Source organism: Streptosporangium sp. NPDC023615, from assembly GCF_040640155.1.
In the GTDB taxonomy this organism is placed as follows: Bacteria; Actinomycetota; Actinomycetes; order Streptosporangiales; family Streptosporangiaceae; genus Streptosporangium.
The window spans coordinates 1-12,822 of sequence record NZ_JBFABE010000069.1 but is presented as its reverse complement, the minus strand read 5'-3'; the positions used below and the strand labels follow the sequence as shown (position 1 = coordinate 12,822).

The 12,822-nt window shown below is 68.2% G+C and carries 14 protein-coding genes; 9 read left to right on the top strand and 5 right to left on the bottom strand.

The features are described from left to right. On the bottom strand, positions 1–1,035 hold a 1,035-nt coding region (locus AB0G16_RS32065), incomplete at its 3' end, for a CHAP domain-containing protein (RefSeq protein WP_362813547.1). A gap of 149 nt (positions 1,036–1,184) precedes the next feature. On the opposite strand from AB0G16_RS32065, the gene AB0G16_RS32060 reads away from it, so the two are divergent. After that, positions 1,185–1,961 carry a DUF2690 domain-containing protein gene (locus tag AB0G16_RS32060; RefSeq protein WP_362813545.1) on the top strand — a complete coding sequence of 259 codons (777 nt, stop codon included), beginning with the start codon at positions 1,185–1,187 and terminating at the stop codon, positions 1,959–1,961. Between the two features lie 302 nt (positions 1,962–2,263). Here AB0G16_RS32060 and AB0G16_RS32055 read toward each other — a convergent pair whose 3' ends face one another. Continuing rightward, the gene (locus AB0G16_RS32055; RefSeq protein ID WP_362813542.1) at positions 2,264–2,707 is read right to left on the bottom strand and encodes a DUF4442 domain-containing protein; all 444 of its coding nucleotides are present in this window, start codon (positions 2,705–2,707) and stop codon (positions 2,264–2,266) included. A 141-nt stretch (positions 2,708–2,848) separates the two neighbouring features. On the opposite strand from AB0G16_RS32055, the gene hisN reads away from it, so the two are divergent. The 6 genes from hisN (at position 2,849) to AB0G16_RS32025 (ending at position 8,617) form a co-directional block, all read left to right on the top strand. Beyond that, positions 2,849–3,652, top strand: a complete 804-nt coding sequence (hisN, locus tag AB0G16_RS32050; RefSeq protein WP_362813539.1) for a histidinol-phosphatase — start codon at positions 2,849–2,851, stop codon at positions 3,650–3,652. Between the two features lie 527 nt (positions 3,653–4,179). After that, entirely contained in the window at positions 4,180–5,190 is a 1,011-nt protein-coding gene (locus AB0G16_RS32045; RefSeq protein WP_362813536.1) for a PstS family phosphate ABC transporter substrate-binding protein, read from the top strand. Further along, complete coding sequence (gene pstC, locus AB0G16_RS32040) at positions 5,190–6,131, top strand: phosphate ABC transporter permease subunit PstC (RefSeq protein WP_362813535.1); 942 nt, start codon at positions 5,190–5,192, stop codon at positions 6,129–6,131. The genes AB0G16_RS32045 and pstC overlap by 1 nt, the downstream gene beginning before the upstream one ends. After that, entirely contained in the window at positions 6,131–7,021 is an 891-nt protein-coding gene (gene pstA, locus AB0G16_RS32035; RefSeq protein WP_362813532.1) for a phosphate ABC transporter permease PstA, read from the top strand. The genes pstC and pstA overlap by 1 nt, the downstream gene beginning before the upstream one ends. An 8-nt stretch (positions 7,022–7,029) precedes the next feature. Further along, the gene (gene pstB, locus AB0G16_RS32030; protein WP_362813529.1) at positions 7,030–7,878 is read left to right on the top strand and encodes a phosphate ABC transporter ATP-binding protein PstB; all 849 of its coding nucleotides are present in this window, start codon (positions 7,030–7,032) and stop codon (positions 7,876–7,878) included. 19 nt (positions 7,879–7,897) lie between these two features. Beyond that, entirely contained in the window at positions 7,898–8,617 is a 720-nt protein-coding gene (locus AB0G16_RS32025) for a response regulator transcription factor (protein ID WP_362813527.1), read from the top strand. Positions 8,618–8,648: 31 nt separating this feature from the next. Here AB0G16_RS32025 and AB0G16_RS32020 read toward each other — a convergent pair whose 3' ends face one another. Continuing rightward, positions 8,649–9,812: a serine hydrolase gene (locus tag AB0G16_RS32020; RefSeq protein ID WP_362813524.1), complete on the bottom strand. Its 1,164-nt coding sequence runs from the start codon at positions 9,810–9,812 to the stop codon at positions 8,649–8,651. 134 nt (positions 9,813–9,946) lie between these two features. After that, the gene (locus AB0G16_RS32015; protein ID WP_362813522.1) at positions 9,947–10,834 is read right to left on the bottom strand and encodes a phenylalanine 4-monooxygenase; all 888 of its coding nucleotides are present in this window, start codon (positions 10,832–10,834) and stop codon (positions 9,947–9,949) included. A 131-nt stretch (positions 10,835–10,965) separates the two neighbouring features. Here AB0G16_RS32015 and AB0G16_RS32010 point away from each other — a divergent pair, with 131 nt between their 5' ends. After that, positions 10,966–11,433: an Lrp/AsnC family transcriptional regulator gene (locus AB0G16_RS32010; RefSeq protein ID WP_362813519.1), complete on the top strand. Its 468-nt coding sequence runs from the start codon at positions 10,966–10,968 to the stop codon at positions 11,431–11,433. On the opposite strand, the gene AB0G16_RS32005 is transcribed toward AB0G16_RS32010, so the two are convergent. Then, positions 11,391–12,026: a TetR/AcrR family transcriptional regulator gene (locus tag AB0G16_RS32005; protein ID WP_362813516.1), complete on the bottom strand. Its 636-nt coding sequence runs from the start codon at positions 12,024–12,026 to the stop codon at positions 11,391–11,393. The two genes, AB0G16_RS32010 and AB0G16_RS32005, sit on opposite strands and share 43 nt — an antisense overlap. Before the next feature lie 198 nt (positions 12,027–12,224). Between AB0G16_RS32005 and AB0G16_RS32000 the strand changes: the two genes are divergently transcribed. Beyond that, complete coding sequence (locus AB0G16_RS32000; protein WP_362813513.1) at positions 12,225–12,659, top strand: nuclear transport factor 2 family protein; 435 nt, start codon at positions 12,225–12,227, stop codon at positions 12,657–12,659. The last annotated feature ends 163 nt before the right edge of the window (positions 12,660–12,822 follow it).

The window sequence follows — 12,822 nt, the reverse complement described above, 5'->3', positions numbered from 1 at the left end:
GTACGAAACACTGCCATCGGCATTCGACACCCACGACCGATCAGCCGCATAACCCCAATCACCAGGTGACGAATACCTCGTGTACCAGCCACTCGGCTTCAAGACATTACACACCAGGAACTGACTGGCCTGCGTCCCCGCACGCCCGCACACCGCAGGCCCGTCCTTCGTCGACAGATACGCACGATCACCCGACTGGACGTTCGTCTGAACATATGCGCTCGCGGCACTGGAGGAACCATGAGCGTTGCGTGCCACCACCGTGTACCGGTACGCCTGGTCCGGCGACACCTTCACATCGAGGTACGTGGGACTGGACGTGGTCCCGAGCAGGTGGGAGCCACGGAAGATCTGGTAGTCGGTGGCATTCGGGGCGGCGCCCCAACGCAGGTTGACTCGTGAACCGTGCTCCAGGGCCGCAATGGCTCCGGGAGAACCCGGTGGCGTCCCTGATGCAGGTGGTGGGATGTCCCTGAAGTGGAGGAACCCGTCAGGCCAGTCAGCCGTACCTCGATCCAGCGTCTTCCAGTAGAAGTCTCCGCCGTAGTTGTCCTCGGAGATGGTGATCGTGTTTCCGCCGGCGCGAACCTCCTCGACATAGGCCACATGCCCGTTCGGCCTGGAAGGACTCCTGTCCCACCAGGCGATGGCCCCCACCGCCGATACGTCATCAGGTGTGCGCCACCTTTTCCACTCCCACGCGTTCCCCATCGGCGATCCCGGTCGCGGAACCTGATTACGCTGGAGCATGTACGAGGCATAATTGGTGCAGTTGGCGCCGGAGAAAGCGCCCCAGTAGCTCTGATTCCGGTTGTAGCCGTGCGTCTCACACTGCGTGTAACCGATGCAGATTGTCGAGTTCGCGGCCCCCGGGGTGGCGAACACCCCTATCGCTGCCAACATCACCACCACGAGGCATACCGCCTGACGTAAACGAGACATGAGACGATCCTTTCCTTGAACAGGAACCGAGTTGCCTGGATACGGCGGTTTTGAGCATGGAATATCTCGCGTCAGCGGCACAACAGATGTCATGTCCGGATGGTCCAGACTCATCCGGATTCATCCGTCGGATGGTCCTGACCTCGGGCATCAGCTTGATAACGGGCGTCGGCCGGAAGGTGGTGATATGAGAGCCTTGCCCTCCCAGGGCTACGCGCGGCAAGCCAGAAAGGATCTTCGCCATGTCCAAGGAGGGGGAAAACTTCACTTCGGAACCCCCCGAGGGTTTCATCGACTCTTTACGCGCCCTGCATGCCGCAGCAGGGGCTCCCAAATTCAGCGTAATGGCGGCCAGGGTAGATATATCCCGCTCCACCCTGAACGCTGTGATCAACCCCCGGCCACACTCTTTTCCCACCTGGGAGGCAACCCGGGGATTCCTGCGCGCGTGCGATGTCGATGAGGCGCAGCTTCCCGAATGGCGACGAAGATGGGCCACATGTAAAGACAGGAGGGGCAACAGCGACCAAGAACCGGTGGCACCTGAAACCGTCACGTCCGGACGGACGATCTCGCGAGCACGAGCCATAGGGGTGAGCGCCCTTTCCGCACTCCTGGGAGTGATCGCGGGGGGTCTCGCCGTCTACTGGCTCTTGCAGCCCGGTCGCGCGGAAACCGGAGACGATCCCATAGCCAGCGGATGCGCCGAGGACGCCCAGCAGGTAGCGATGACCGAGGTCGCAGGCTCCTACCAGCTCCATCTCCTGTGGTCGGCAAGATGCTCGGCCAACTGGGGACGGATCATTCGCCTGGACGACAAGCCGTACGGCAACCGGGTCGGCGTGTCCGTTTATGGGAATTTCGCCGATCCACCGCCCGCGCAACATACGGAACGCCCGGACGTCAACGACCTGTACACGCCGATCATCGTGGTCGAACCGACCTGGACGGTCTGCGTCACCGGCACGATCTGGACAGCGGCGGCCACGACCAACGCCGAGCGGCCCCTGTGCCGCTGATGCTGTGACCGGGAACGTTTACCGGGTTGGGCGAAGATTTCAGGCTGCCGGCGCAAGGGGCCGATCGCCCCGGCGGCTGCCGCCTCAGTCGGGCGGCCCAGGAGGCGCAGGGTTGCGCACCTCTGCCTTCCAAGCGCCGATCGGACGTGATCAGCGTCTGTCCCGTCCGTACGAGCGTCTGCACGCCGACCCGGTGGTCGTTTCCGATCACAGCACCGGGTCGAGTCTCCAAGAAACAGCCGGGTCCAAGCGGACTCACCGCGACGCGTCAGCGTCACCATGAGACACCTCACCGCGACGCGTCAGCGTCGCGATTTGAACGTCCAGGTGACGGTCATCTCGGACACCGGGGTGCCGTCGGCGGTCCTGATCTCGATCAGGACGTCGAACTCGGGTCGTTCCCCCGCGTCCAGCCTGGCCACGACCTCCTCCCTGGTCGCCTGGAGGCGCGCCTCGGCGACGATCTCCCCCTTGGCGATCTTGGAGTAGCGGATCGTCGCGTTCGTGACCAGGGGGGTGGCCCTCGACAACTGGTCACCGAAGACCGAGAGCATGGTGGCACCGGAGGCGGTCTCGGCGACGCTGAACAGGACTCCCGCGTGCGCGCCGCCCACGTGGTTGTGCAGGTCGTCCCGGTCGGCCAGCCGGGCGATGACATGGCCGGGTTCCACCTTGTCGAACGAGACGCCCAGCGTCCTGGCGAACGGGACGCTCTGCAGCATGAGGTCACCCACATCGAAGGTCATGCCCGGAATGCTACTCACCGGTAATCCCGCCGTCGACGGATGATTTACGCGCTATCCCAGTGACTGGTGGGACGCGACACGATTGTTCCGCCTTGCTCCGCTCTCCTCCGTCCGGTCGGCGACACGGTAGCGTTGCCCCCCGTGACGGGTTACAACGACGATCTCCGCCTGGCGCACGTCATGGCCGACGCCGCCGACGATCTGACCATGCGCAGGTTCAAGGCCATGGACCTGCGGGTGGAGACGAAACCCGATCTCACCCCGGTGAGCGACGCCGACCAGGCCGCCGAGAAGGCGATCCGCAACACCCTCTCCCGTGCCCGTCCGCGCGACGCCGTCATCGGCGAGGAGTTCGGCGAGAGCGGCCACGGCGAGCGCTCATGGATCGTCGACCCGATCGACGGCACCAAGAACTACGTGCGCGGGGTGCCCGTCTGGGCCACGCTCATCGCCCTGCTCGACCAGGGCCGCGTCGTCGTCGGCCTGGTCTCGGCCCCGGCCCTGGGCCGCCGCTGGTGGGCCGCCCAGGGCAGCGGCGCCTGGACCGGCAGGAGTCTCACCAAGGCCACCCGCTGCCAGGTCTCCTCGGTCACCTCCCTGCAGGACGCCTCGTTCTCCTACTCCAGCCTGAGCGGCTGGGAGGAGGCCGGGAAGCTCGACGCGTTCCTCGACATGAACCGTTCCGTCTGGCGCAGCCGCGCCTACGGGGACTTCTGGTCCCACATGCTCGTCGCCGAAGGCGCGGTCGACGTCTCGGCGGAACCGGAGCTCTCCCGGTGGGACATCGCGGCGCTGACCGTGATCGTCGAGGAGGCCGGCGGCATCTGGACCGACCTGTCGGGCGTTCCCGACATCGACGGTGGCAGCCTGCTGTGCAGCAACGGCCCCCTGCACGGCACGGCGCTCGAGCGCCTGGGCTCCGGGCCCCTGACGCTGCCCGTCTGATCCACCCGCCCGCCCCGCCGGCGGGATCCTGCCGCAAGGCCCGCCCGCCCCGCCGGCGGTCCCCGTCGCAAGGCCCGCCCGCACCGGCCAGGGGCGCTCCGGCCCGCTCACGCGGACGCCCCCGGCCCCTCCTCCACCGCCACGGGCGCCCCGACCCCGGCGGCCCGCACGATCGTCCTGGACCGATCCACGCGTGCGCGCGTCCGGCCCCGTCCGCCCAGGCGGATGTCCGTAAGGTGAACGGATCGGCGCACCCGGCGTGACGACCGGCCGAACTCCTCGGAGCCGGCACGTCCCGGCCCCTCGCCCGCCGTGCCCGCCATCCCCGTACCAGGCGAACGCCACGACGGCCCGGCCGTTCCCCGCGATCCGGAAAGCGACGGCACGGTCCCGGTCAAGCCCCGATATTCACATCCCCGGGCTCACGTCTTCCGGCCCCGGTCATGGCTCGTTTCATCTCCGTTCACTTTGTCCCGGTTACATCGGAGTCATCGAGAACGGATCTCACTACGGAGAAGGAACATACCGTGACCAGTGGACAGCGCCGCCTCAGCGCGGTGGCGACGGCCGCGCTCGTCGTCTCGCTCGCGGCCGCATGCGGTGGCGACGCCAAGCCCAACAGTGACGGCAGCACCACCGCCGCGAACGCACCCTCCGCCGCCACCGGCGAGGGCGGCGCGCAGCTGAGCGGCGAGATCAAGATCGACGGCTCCAGCACCGTGGCCCCCCTCACCCAGGCGGCCTCCGAGCTCTTCAGCGAGGAGCAGCCGCAGGTCAAGGTGCCGGTCGGCACCTCGGGCACCGGCGGCGGCTTCGAGAGGTTCTGCGCCGGCGAGACCGACATCTCCAACGCCTCCCGTGCGATCAAGGACGAGGAGAAGGCGGCCTGCGACGCCAAGGGCATCAAGTTCACCGAGCTCACGGTGGCCGTCGACGCGCTGACCGTCGTGGTCCCCAAGGAGAACACCTGGGCCACCTGCCTGACCACCGACCAGCTCAAGAAGATGTGGGAGCCGGCGGCCGAGGGCAAGGTCAAGACCTGGAAGGACGTCGACGCCAAGTTCCCGGCCGAGGAGCTCAAGCTCTACGGCCCCGGCACCGACTCCGGCACCTTCGACTACTTCACCGACGAGATCAACGGTGAGGAAGGCGCCAGCCGCAAGGACTACAGCCCGAGCGAGAACGACAACGACATCGTCACCGGTGTCGCGGGCGCCAAGGGCGGCCTGGGCTACTTCGGCTTCACCTACTTCGAGGAGAACGCCGACAAGCTCAAGGCCGTGGAGATCGACTCCGGCGAGGGCTGCGTGGCCCCGAGCGTGGAGAGCGCCCAGGGCGGCAAGTACACCCCGCTCGCCCGCTCGCTGTTCGTCTACCCCTCCACCACCGCCGTGAAGCGGCCCGAGGTCGCTGCCTTCCTCGACTTCTACGCCGGCAACATCAACGCGATCGCCAAGGACGCGAAGTTCATCCCGCTCAACGCCGAGCAGGAGGCCAAGCTCAAGGCTGACATCACCTCGCTGAAGAGCGCCGGCTGATGTCGGCACAGCACCGCACGACCGTTCCGGGGACCTCCGGGTCCCTGGCGCGGTCGCGCCCGCGTTACGGCGAGTCCGTCATCAAGGCCGTCCTGCTGGCGGCCGCGATGGTGTCGGTGGCGACCACCGTCGGCATCGTCGTCGCCCTCCTCGAACCGACCATCGAGTTCTTCGCCACGGTGAGCCTGGGTGAGTTCTTCGGTTCGACCAACTGGGGGCCGCTGTTCAACCCGCCGGCGTTCGGCGTGTGGCCGCTCCTGGTCGCGACGCTGGAGATCACCCTCATCGCCGTGGTGGTCGCCGTGCCGCTCGGCCTGGCCGCCGCGATCTACCTGTCGGAGTACGCCTCCCGCAGGACCCGTAAGATCTTCAAGCCGGTGCTGGAGGTCCTCGCGGGCATCCCCACGGTGGTCTTCGGCTTCTTCGCCCTGACCTTCGTCACCCCGCTCCTGAGGGACGTCTTCCCCTTCCTGAACCTGGACGGCAAGAACGCGCTCGCCGCGGGCCTCCTCGTCGGCGTGATGATCATCCCGATCGTCGCGTCCCTGTCGGAGGACTCGATGGCCGCGGTCCCGAACGGACTGCGTGAGGGCTCCTACGCCCTCGGCGCCTCCAAGATGCTCACCTCGGTGCGCGTCGTCGTCCCCGCCGCGTTCTCCGGCATCGTCGCCGCCATCATCCTGGCGATCTCCCGGGCCGCGGGCGAGACGATGATCGTGGCCATCGCCGGCGGGTTCAAGTCGGTCTTCACGCTCTACCCGGGCGACGAGATGGCCACCATGGCGGCCTTCATCGCCCAGGCCGGCTCCGGCGACGCCTCGGTCGGTTCCATCGCCTACAAGACCATCTTCGCGGTGGGGTCCCTGCTCTTCGTGATCACCTTCGCGATGAACTACCTCAGTGCCCGCATGGTCCAGAAGTATCGCGAGGTCTACGACTGATGGCCATCCTCACCACCCCGCGCTCCGCCGTACAGCTGGCGAGCAAGGGACGCCCGCTCAAGGAACACCTCTTCCGCATCGCGCTGATGGCCAGCCTGGCCGTCGCCCTGCTGTTCCTGGCCATGCTGATCATCTACGTGGTCGAGGAGGGCTGGCCGCGGCTCAACTCGATCCTGTGGGAGAACCAGCCCTCGATCCGGCGCCCGGAGACCGCGGGCATCCAGTCGGGCATCCTCGGCACCCTGTGGATCATCGGCCTGACCGCGGTCATGGCCCTGCCCACCGGCATCCTCGCGGCGATCTACCTCGAGGAGTACGCCGACAAGACCAAGTGGTACAACAGGCTGATCGAGCTGAACATCTCCAACCTGGCGGCCGTTCCCTCGATCGTCTACGGCATCCTGGGCCTGGGCATCATCGCCCGCTGGATGCAGTTCGGCTTCACCGTGATGACCGGCGCGGTCACCATCTCGCTGCTCGTGCTGCCCATCGTGATCATCTCCGCCCGCGAGGCCATCCGCGCGGTGCCGCCGTCGATCCGCGAGGGCTCGCTGGCGCTGGGCGCGACCCAGTGGCAGACCATCTACCGCCAGGTCCTGCCCGCGTCGATCCCGGGCATCGCCACGGGCTCGATCCTGGCGCTCTCCCGGGCGATCGGCGAGGCCGCCCCGTTCCTGATGCTCGGCGCCGCGACGCTGGTCCGGTTCAACCCGGAAGGCGTGTGGAGCAGCTTCTCCGTCCTGCCGTTGCAGATCTACAGCTTCATCAGCCGTCCCCAGGAGGAGTTCGCGATCCTCGCCGCGGCGGCGATCGTGATCCTGCTGGCGATCCTGCTCCTGATGAACTCGGTCGCCATCTGGCTCCGTAACCGCTACCAGAAGCGCTGGTGAGGTAAGAAATGTCGGAAGTTGGAACCTCCGTGCCGAACGTGACCGTGCGCGGACCCGAAGTCCCCCGTACCATCGAGGCCCTCGACCCGGTCTTCACCGTCTCCGGGCTCAGCGTCTTCTACGGTGACTACGAGGCGGTGCGCGGGGTCGACCTGACCATCGGCAACCGCGAGATCACCGCCATGATCGGCCCCTCCGGCTGCGGCAAGAGCACCGTGCTGCGCTGCTTCAACCGGATGAACGACCTCATCCCCGGTGCCCGCGCGGCCGGCAAGATCCTCTATCACGACGAGGACCTGTACGGCGACCACGTGGACCCGATCGAGGTCCGCCGCCGGATCGGCATGGTCTTCCAGAAGCCCAACCCCTTCCCCAAGTCGATCTACGACAACATCGCCTACGGTCCCCGGGTCAACGGGGTCAAGGGCAACATGGACCAGATCGTCGAGGGCGCGCTGACCAAGGCGGCGCTCTGGGACGAGGTCAAGGACAAGCTCAAGCAGAACGCGCTCTCCCTCTCCGGAGGCCAGCAGCAGCGTCTGTGCATCGCGCGGGCGATCGCGGTGAAGCCGGACGTGATCCTGATGGACGAGCCCTGCTCGGCCCTGGACCCGATCGCGACCACCAAGATCGAGGACCTGATGCAGGAGCTGACGCGCGACTACACGATCGTGATCGTCACGCACAACATGCAGCAGGCCGCCCGCGTCTCGGACCGCACGGCGTTCTTCACCGCCGAGGTGGACGAGGCCGGGGTCCGGCACGGCCGCCTGGTGGAGTTCGACGAGACCAGCCGTATCTTCACCAACCCCACCGACAAGCGGACCGAGGACTACATCACCGGCCGCTTCGGCTAACCCGTATTGGAGGATCCGGGTGATCCAGCCGCAAACGGCACCCGAGGTGGACGAGGACACACGGACGGCGCCCATGCTGCTGGTGGCCGATCCGGAAGCGGCCATGGCCCATGACCTCGCAGAGACCCTGGAACGCGAGGGCGTGAAGGTCATGGCCGTCACCGACGGCGCCCAGGCCCTGTTGCAGGCCGGGGCGTTCCGGCCGGACGTCGTGCTCGTGAGCGCCTCGCTACCGGTCATCGGCGCGGTCGAGTTCGTCCGCGCGGTACGGCTGACCAGAGCCGTACCCGTCCTGCTGGGAGTAGGCGAGGGGCACGCCCAGCAGGCCGTCCAGGCGCTGGCGGCCGGGGCCACCGCGTGCGTCGCCCGCCCGTACCGGGTGCCCGAGCTGCTGCCGCTCATCCACGCCGCGTTCACCGGCGACTCCGCGACCCGCGGGACGCTCGTGGTCGGCGGGGTGGAGCTGGACGTGAACGCCTACCAGGTGAGCGTCGACGGCAGGATCGTCCACCTGCCGCTGCGCGAGTTCGAGCTGCTGCACTACCTGATGCGCAACGCCCACCGCACGGTGACGCGGGAGCAGATCATGCGGCACGTCTGGCACTCCACCGACACCACGTCGACCAACACCATCGCGGTGCACGTCAAGCGTCTCCGCGCCCGCCTCGGCGACAACGACGACCGGCTGATCCAGACCGTCCGGGGGGTGGGGTACCGCCTGGCCGGCAGGACCGCCTGACCGTTCCCGCCGTGGCCCCTCCCGGGAGCGGTCAGTCCCCGCCGGCCGTACCGGTCTGCCGCGTCTCGGCGGGCGGACCGGCCCCGCCGGACTCACCGGCCCGAACGGCCCCGCCGCCGGTCCCACCTGGTTCGCCCGTCCTACCGGGTTCACCGGTTCCGCCGGGTTCGCCCGTCCCGCCGGGTTCACCGGCCTCGCAGCCGGCCCGGCCCCGGAAGGCGGCCATGGCACGCTCGACCGCGCCCTCTATCTTGGCGATGCCGGCCCCCATGCTGAGACTGTCCTCGGTGAGGACGGCCACCGCGTAGTCGTGTCCGTGGCCGCGGATCAGCCCGGCGCTGACGACCACCCAGCGCCCGTTCGACACGTGCCGCAGCCAGCCGTTCTTCAGCGCCACCCGGTCTCCCTCGCACGCGCCCGCGCTGATCCCCCACTTCTGGTCGGGGGTCACCCTCTCCATCAGGTCGAGCACCCGGCGGCGTTTCGCGGGCGCCAGCGGGCTCCTGTCCGTGGCCAGCGCGCTGATCAGCCGGGTCTGGTCCTCGGCCGTGGTCCGCGTGATTCCCCAGCAGTACAGGTCGACGCAGCGGCCACCGGGCGTGTGGGTCCGTCTGAGGCCCAGCCTGCGGTTCGCCATGTCCAAGCCGTTCTCCAGGCCGATCCGCTCGTACAGCCGATCCGCGGCGCCGTTGTCGCTGAAGCGGATCATCTTCCTGGCGTCGGATCTGGCACGCCGGCCGAGGTCGTGCCACCGCGTCTCGAGCAGCAGCGCCGCCAGGATGCCGACCTTGGAGACGCTCGCCGTCGGCAGCCGCAGGGCACGGTGGTAGCGGTAGCGCCGGCCCGTGGTCAGGTCCCGGACCGAAAGGGTGGTCCGGCCGCCGTACGCCGCGAGGAACGCGTCGAGCCCGCGGCTCAGCCTGCCGGCACGGACAGGCGGCGACTCGCCCCCCGGCGCCCGTCCGGAGGACGGCGGCGCGCTCCCGGGAAAGGGGGACGGGGGGTCGGCGGCGGTGAACGGCCCACCCGGAGGCGCCACGGACATCGGGGGCGTCGGCGCCGCCTGGGGCGTGGAGGACGGGGTCGCGGAGTACGGGCTCACCGGCGAGGCCCCCCGATGCGCACCGCACCCGGCGACCTGCGCGGTGACCAGCAGGATCGCGACCCCGGCCACCCGGCTACCGGCTCTCATCATCCACCCCGACCGTCTCCCCTGTTACGTCACGATCGGGATATATCCAACCGAGGGCGACAGGAAGACGATGAAGTGGAACCTAGCCCCAAACAGGGCATGAGCCATGAAATGTCGTACCGGATCGATGCCCGGCCTTAGCGAACGGCGGCGGTTATCCGGGCGATGCTCTCGTCGTCGCAGGTCTCCCAGAAGCCTCCGACGACGTCCTCGAGGTGTTCCATCGACTCCGCCCTGAACAGCACGTCCTGGTACTTCGTGATGTCGTAGTGCGTGGTGCCCATGGCCGCGATGTCCAGCGGACGGATGTCCATCCCCCGGAACTCCTCGATCTCCCCGTAGGAGGACAGGATGCCCGCGCCGTACGCCCGCAGCTCGCCCTGGTCGGTCATCACGCCGAACTCCATCGTGAACCAGAAGATCTTCGAGACGAACTCCAGCGCCTCCTTGCCCTCCACCCGGCGGGCGGCCTGCCCGGCCAGGCGGTACAGCCGCGCGAAGCGGTCGGAGGCGAGCGCGTTGGCGTGCCCGATCACCTCGTGGATCACGTCCGGCTCCGGCGTGTACAGCGGCGTGGAGTGGTGCCGGATGTACTGCGTGGAGTGGAAGAGGCCGTCGGCCAGCACCCCGTAGAAGTCCCTGAGCGGCACCAGCCCGGCAGCCGGCACGTAGCGGAAGCCCGTCAGCGGCTCCAGCAGGTCCCCCACCTCCTGGAGCTGCGGGATGCGCTCGGCCGGCAGCCTGAGCCGCTCCGCCGCGTCCACGTACTCGGAGGTGGCGTACTTGTGGTGCTTGAGGGCGAGTTCACGACTGACCAGGGCCCACACCTCGTGTTCCTGGTCGGTGTACTCGGCCGTCGGGATCGGCGTACCGGGCACGTATCCCACCGCGAGCGCGGCGATCGCGTTGCGGCGCGCGCGGTAGACCGGGTCTGCGAAACCGGGGTGACCGGCGCCGAGCTCGACCTCGATCGTGCCGTCGTCGCGGGTCGCCACCGGTGCGAAGTACTGCGCTTCCTCGAACATGAAGGAAATGACAGCAATATCTGGAAACGTTGACAAGAGCGACCAGTTCCTCTGGGCGATCCGCCCAGAAACGCATGGTGGCTTCCGAAGGCCACTGGTCGATTCGACCAGTGCGGTGAGACCCTGTGAGAATGTCGATCGACGAGCTGGACGGCCGCCTCCTGATCACCATGCGGGCCCACCCGCGCATCGGCCTGACCGAGCTGGCCCGCCTGCTCGGCGTGGCCCGCGGAACCGTGCAGGCCCGCGTCGAGAAGCTCACCGCCCGCGGCGTCATCGCCGACTTCGGCCCCACGGTCACCCCGGAGGGCGCCGGATACCCGATCCTCGCCTTCGTCTCGCTACAGATCGCCCAGGGCCGCCTGGACGAGGCCGTACGAGCCCTGGAGTCCGTGCCGGAGATCCTGGAGGTGTACGGCACCAGCGGCCAGGCCGACCTGCTCTGCAGGGTGGTCGCGCGCAGCACGCCGGACCTTCAGGGGATCATCGCCCGCGTTCTCGCCTCCCCCGCGGTCCAGCGGACCGACACCACGATCGCCCTCTCGACCCAGGTCCCCTACCGGATCGAGCCCCTGCTCCGCGCCGCCGCGTCCGGCTGACCCCGCAACCCCTCGAACACGATGGCCAGCGTACGGCGCTGGAGGTCGACGTCCCAGCCCGCGTGGAGCGCCCCGTGGCACAGCCCGGTGAGCAGGGCCAGCACCTCGTCGAGCCGGACGTCCTCCCGAACGGTCCCGGCACGCCGCGCGCGGTCCAGGAGCGCCTCGACCCCCTCGCGCAGCGACTGGAGAGAACCCGCGACCTGAAGGTCGACCCCCGTCTCGGCCAGCAGCGTGACGACGGTCCTCTTCCGCGCCGCCTGATCGACCATCTCGGTGACGAAGGTGAAGAGACCCTCACCGGGACGGTCACCGGCGGCGAGCGCGGACAGTTGTTCGTTCAACCGCTCCAGCAGGCCCTTCATGATGGCCTGGAGCAACGCCTGCTTGGTCGGGAAGTGCTTGAAGACCGTCCCGATGGCGACGCCCGCGCCGGCGGCGACCTCCTCCGTCGACGCGGAAGGGCCCTTCTCCGCGAAGACGGCCTCGGCCACCGCGATGATGCGTTCCCGGTTCCGCCTGGCATCCGCGCGCAACGGCTTGACGCCGCCGGAGTCGTCCGGCCGGTCCGCCGGCGACTTTGTCGAAGTCATGAGCCCATCCTCTCCCTGCCGAGCAGAAGACACCGCCACCACGTCATCGACGCGATGCCGGTGGCCGATGCCGCTTCCCGTCCCGACGCCGATGCGGCCGGCACATCGTCGGCACGGCATTGACAACATGAGTCTCCACTCACAATCATAGAAGTGAGCTTCCACTCATCTTATTCGCCGTCCTCGAAGGGATTCGCCATGCCCGAAACCATCGTGCCCCCTGGGCCCATCGAGATCTTCGACCGCATGCGACACCACTGGCTGGACGGCACCGCCGCCCTCGCCGACGAGCTCGCCGAGAACACCGTCATCGAGATCCCCTTCGCTCCCGAGGGCAGGCGGCGTTTCGAGGGACCGGAGGCGATTCGCCGTTTCACCGGCCCCGACCAGGCGGCTTTCGCGCGGCACTACAGACTGGACGAGATCCGTGACGTGACGATCCACGAGACGACCGACCCCGAAGTGATCGTCGTCGAGTACGTGCTCAGCGGCGTCATCGTCTCCACCGGAGAACGGGCCGCCTCCTCGTTCATCGGGGTCCTCAGGGTGCGGGACGGAAGAATCGTCCTCTGGAGGGAGTACCAGAACCCTCTGGTGATGGCCGAGGTGATCGAGCGGTTGAGGAACGCCTGAGATTCTTCCTTGTGGCCCGCAGGCCCCTGACCGCAGGCCCATGACCGGCAGGCCGGGAGCATGCCGGCCCGGAAACGTGCGGGCGGACAAACTGCAGAGCCGGATGCCCTGTCCCGGAAACACGAAAGGCCCCCACCGACGGTGGGGGCCCTTCACGAAAGAT

Bases quoted from the DNA above. Each gene is read 5' to 3' on its own strand.
- pstC (WP_362813535.1), top strand. From the start codon at position 5,190: ATGTCGGCACAGCACCGCACGACCGTTCCGGGGACCTCCGGGTCCCTG.
- AB0G16_RS32015 (WP_362813522.1), bottom strand. From the start codon at position 10,834: ATGTTCGAGGAAGCGCAGTACTTCGCACCGGTGGCGACCCGCGACGAC.
- pstA (WP_362813532.1), top strand. From the start codon at position 6,131: ATGGCCATCCTCACCACCCCGCGCTCCGCCGTACAGCTGGCGAGCAAG.
- AB0G16_RS32060 (WP_362813545.1), top strand. From the start codon at position 1,185: ATGTCCAAGGAGGGGGAAAACTTCACTTCGGAACCCCCCGAGGGTTTC.
- AB0G16_RS32020 (WP_362813524.1), bottom strand. From the start codon at position 9,812: ATGATGAGAGCCGGTAGCCGGGTGGCCGGGGTCGCGATCCTGCTGGTC.
- AB0G16_RS32010 (WP_362813519.1), top strand. From the start codon at position 10,966: ATGTCGATCGACGAGCTGGACGGCCGCCTCCTGATCACCATGCGGGCC.
- AB0G16_RS32055 (WP_362813542.1), bottom strand. From the start codon at position 2,707: ATGACCTTCGATGTGGGTGACCTCATGCTGCAGAGCGTCCCGTTCGCC.
- pstB (WP_362813529.1), top strand. From the start codon at position 7,030: ATGTCGGAAGTTGGAACCTCCGTGCCGAACGTGACCGTGCGCGGACCC.
- AB0G16_RS32005 (WP_362813516.1), bottom strand. From the start codon at position 12,026: ATGACTTCGACAAAGTCGCCGGCGGACCGGCCGGACGACTCCGGCGGC.
- AB0G16_RS32000 (WP_362813513.1), top strand. From the start codon at position 12,225: ATGCCCGAAACCATCGTGCCCCCTGGGCCCATCGAGATCTTCGACCGC.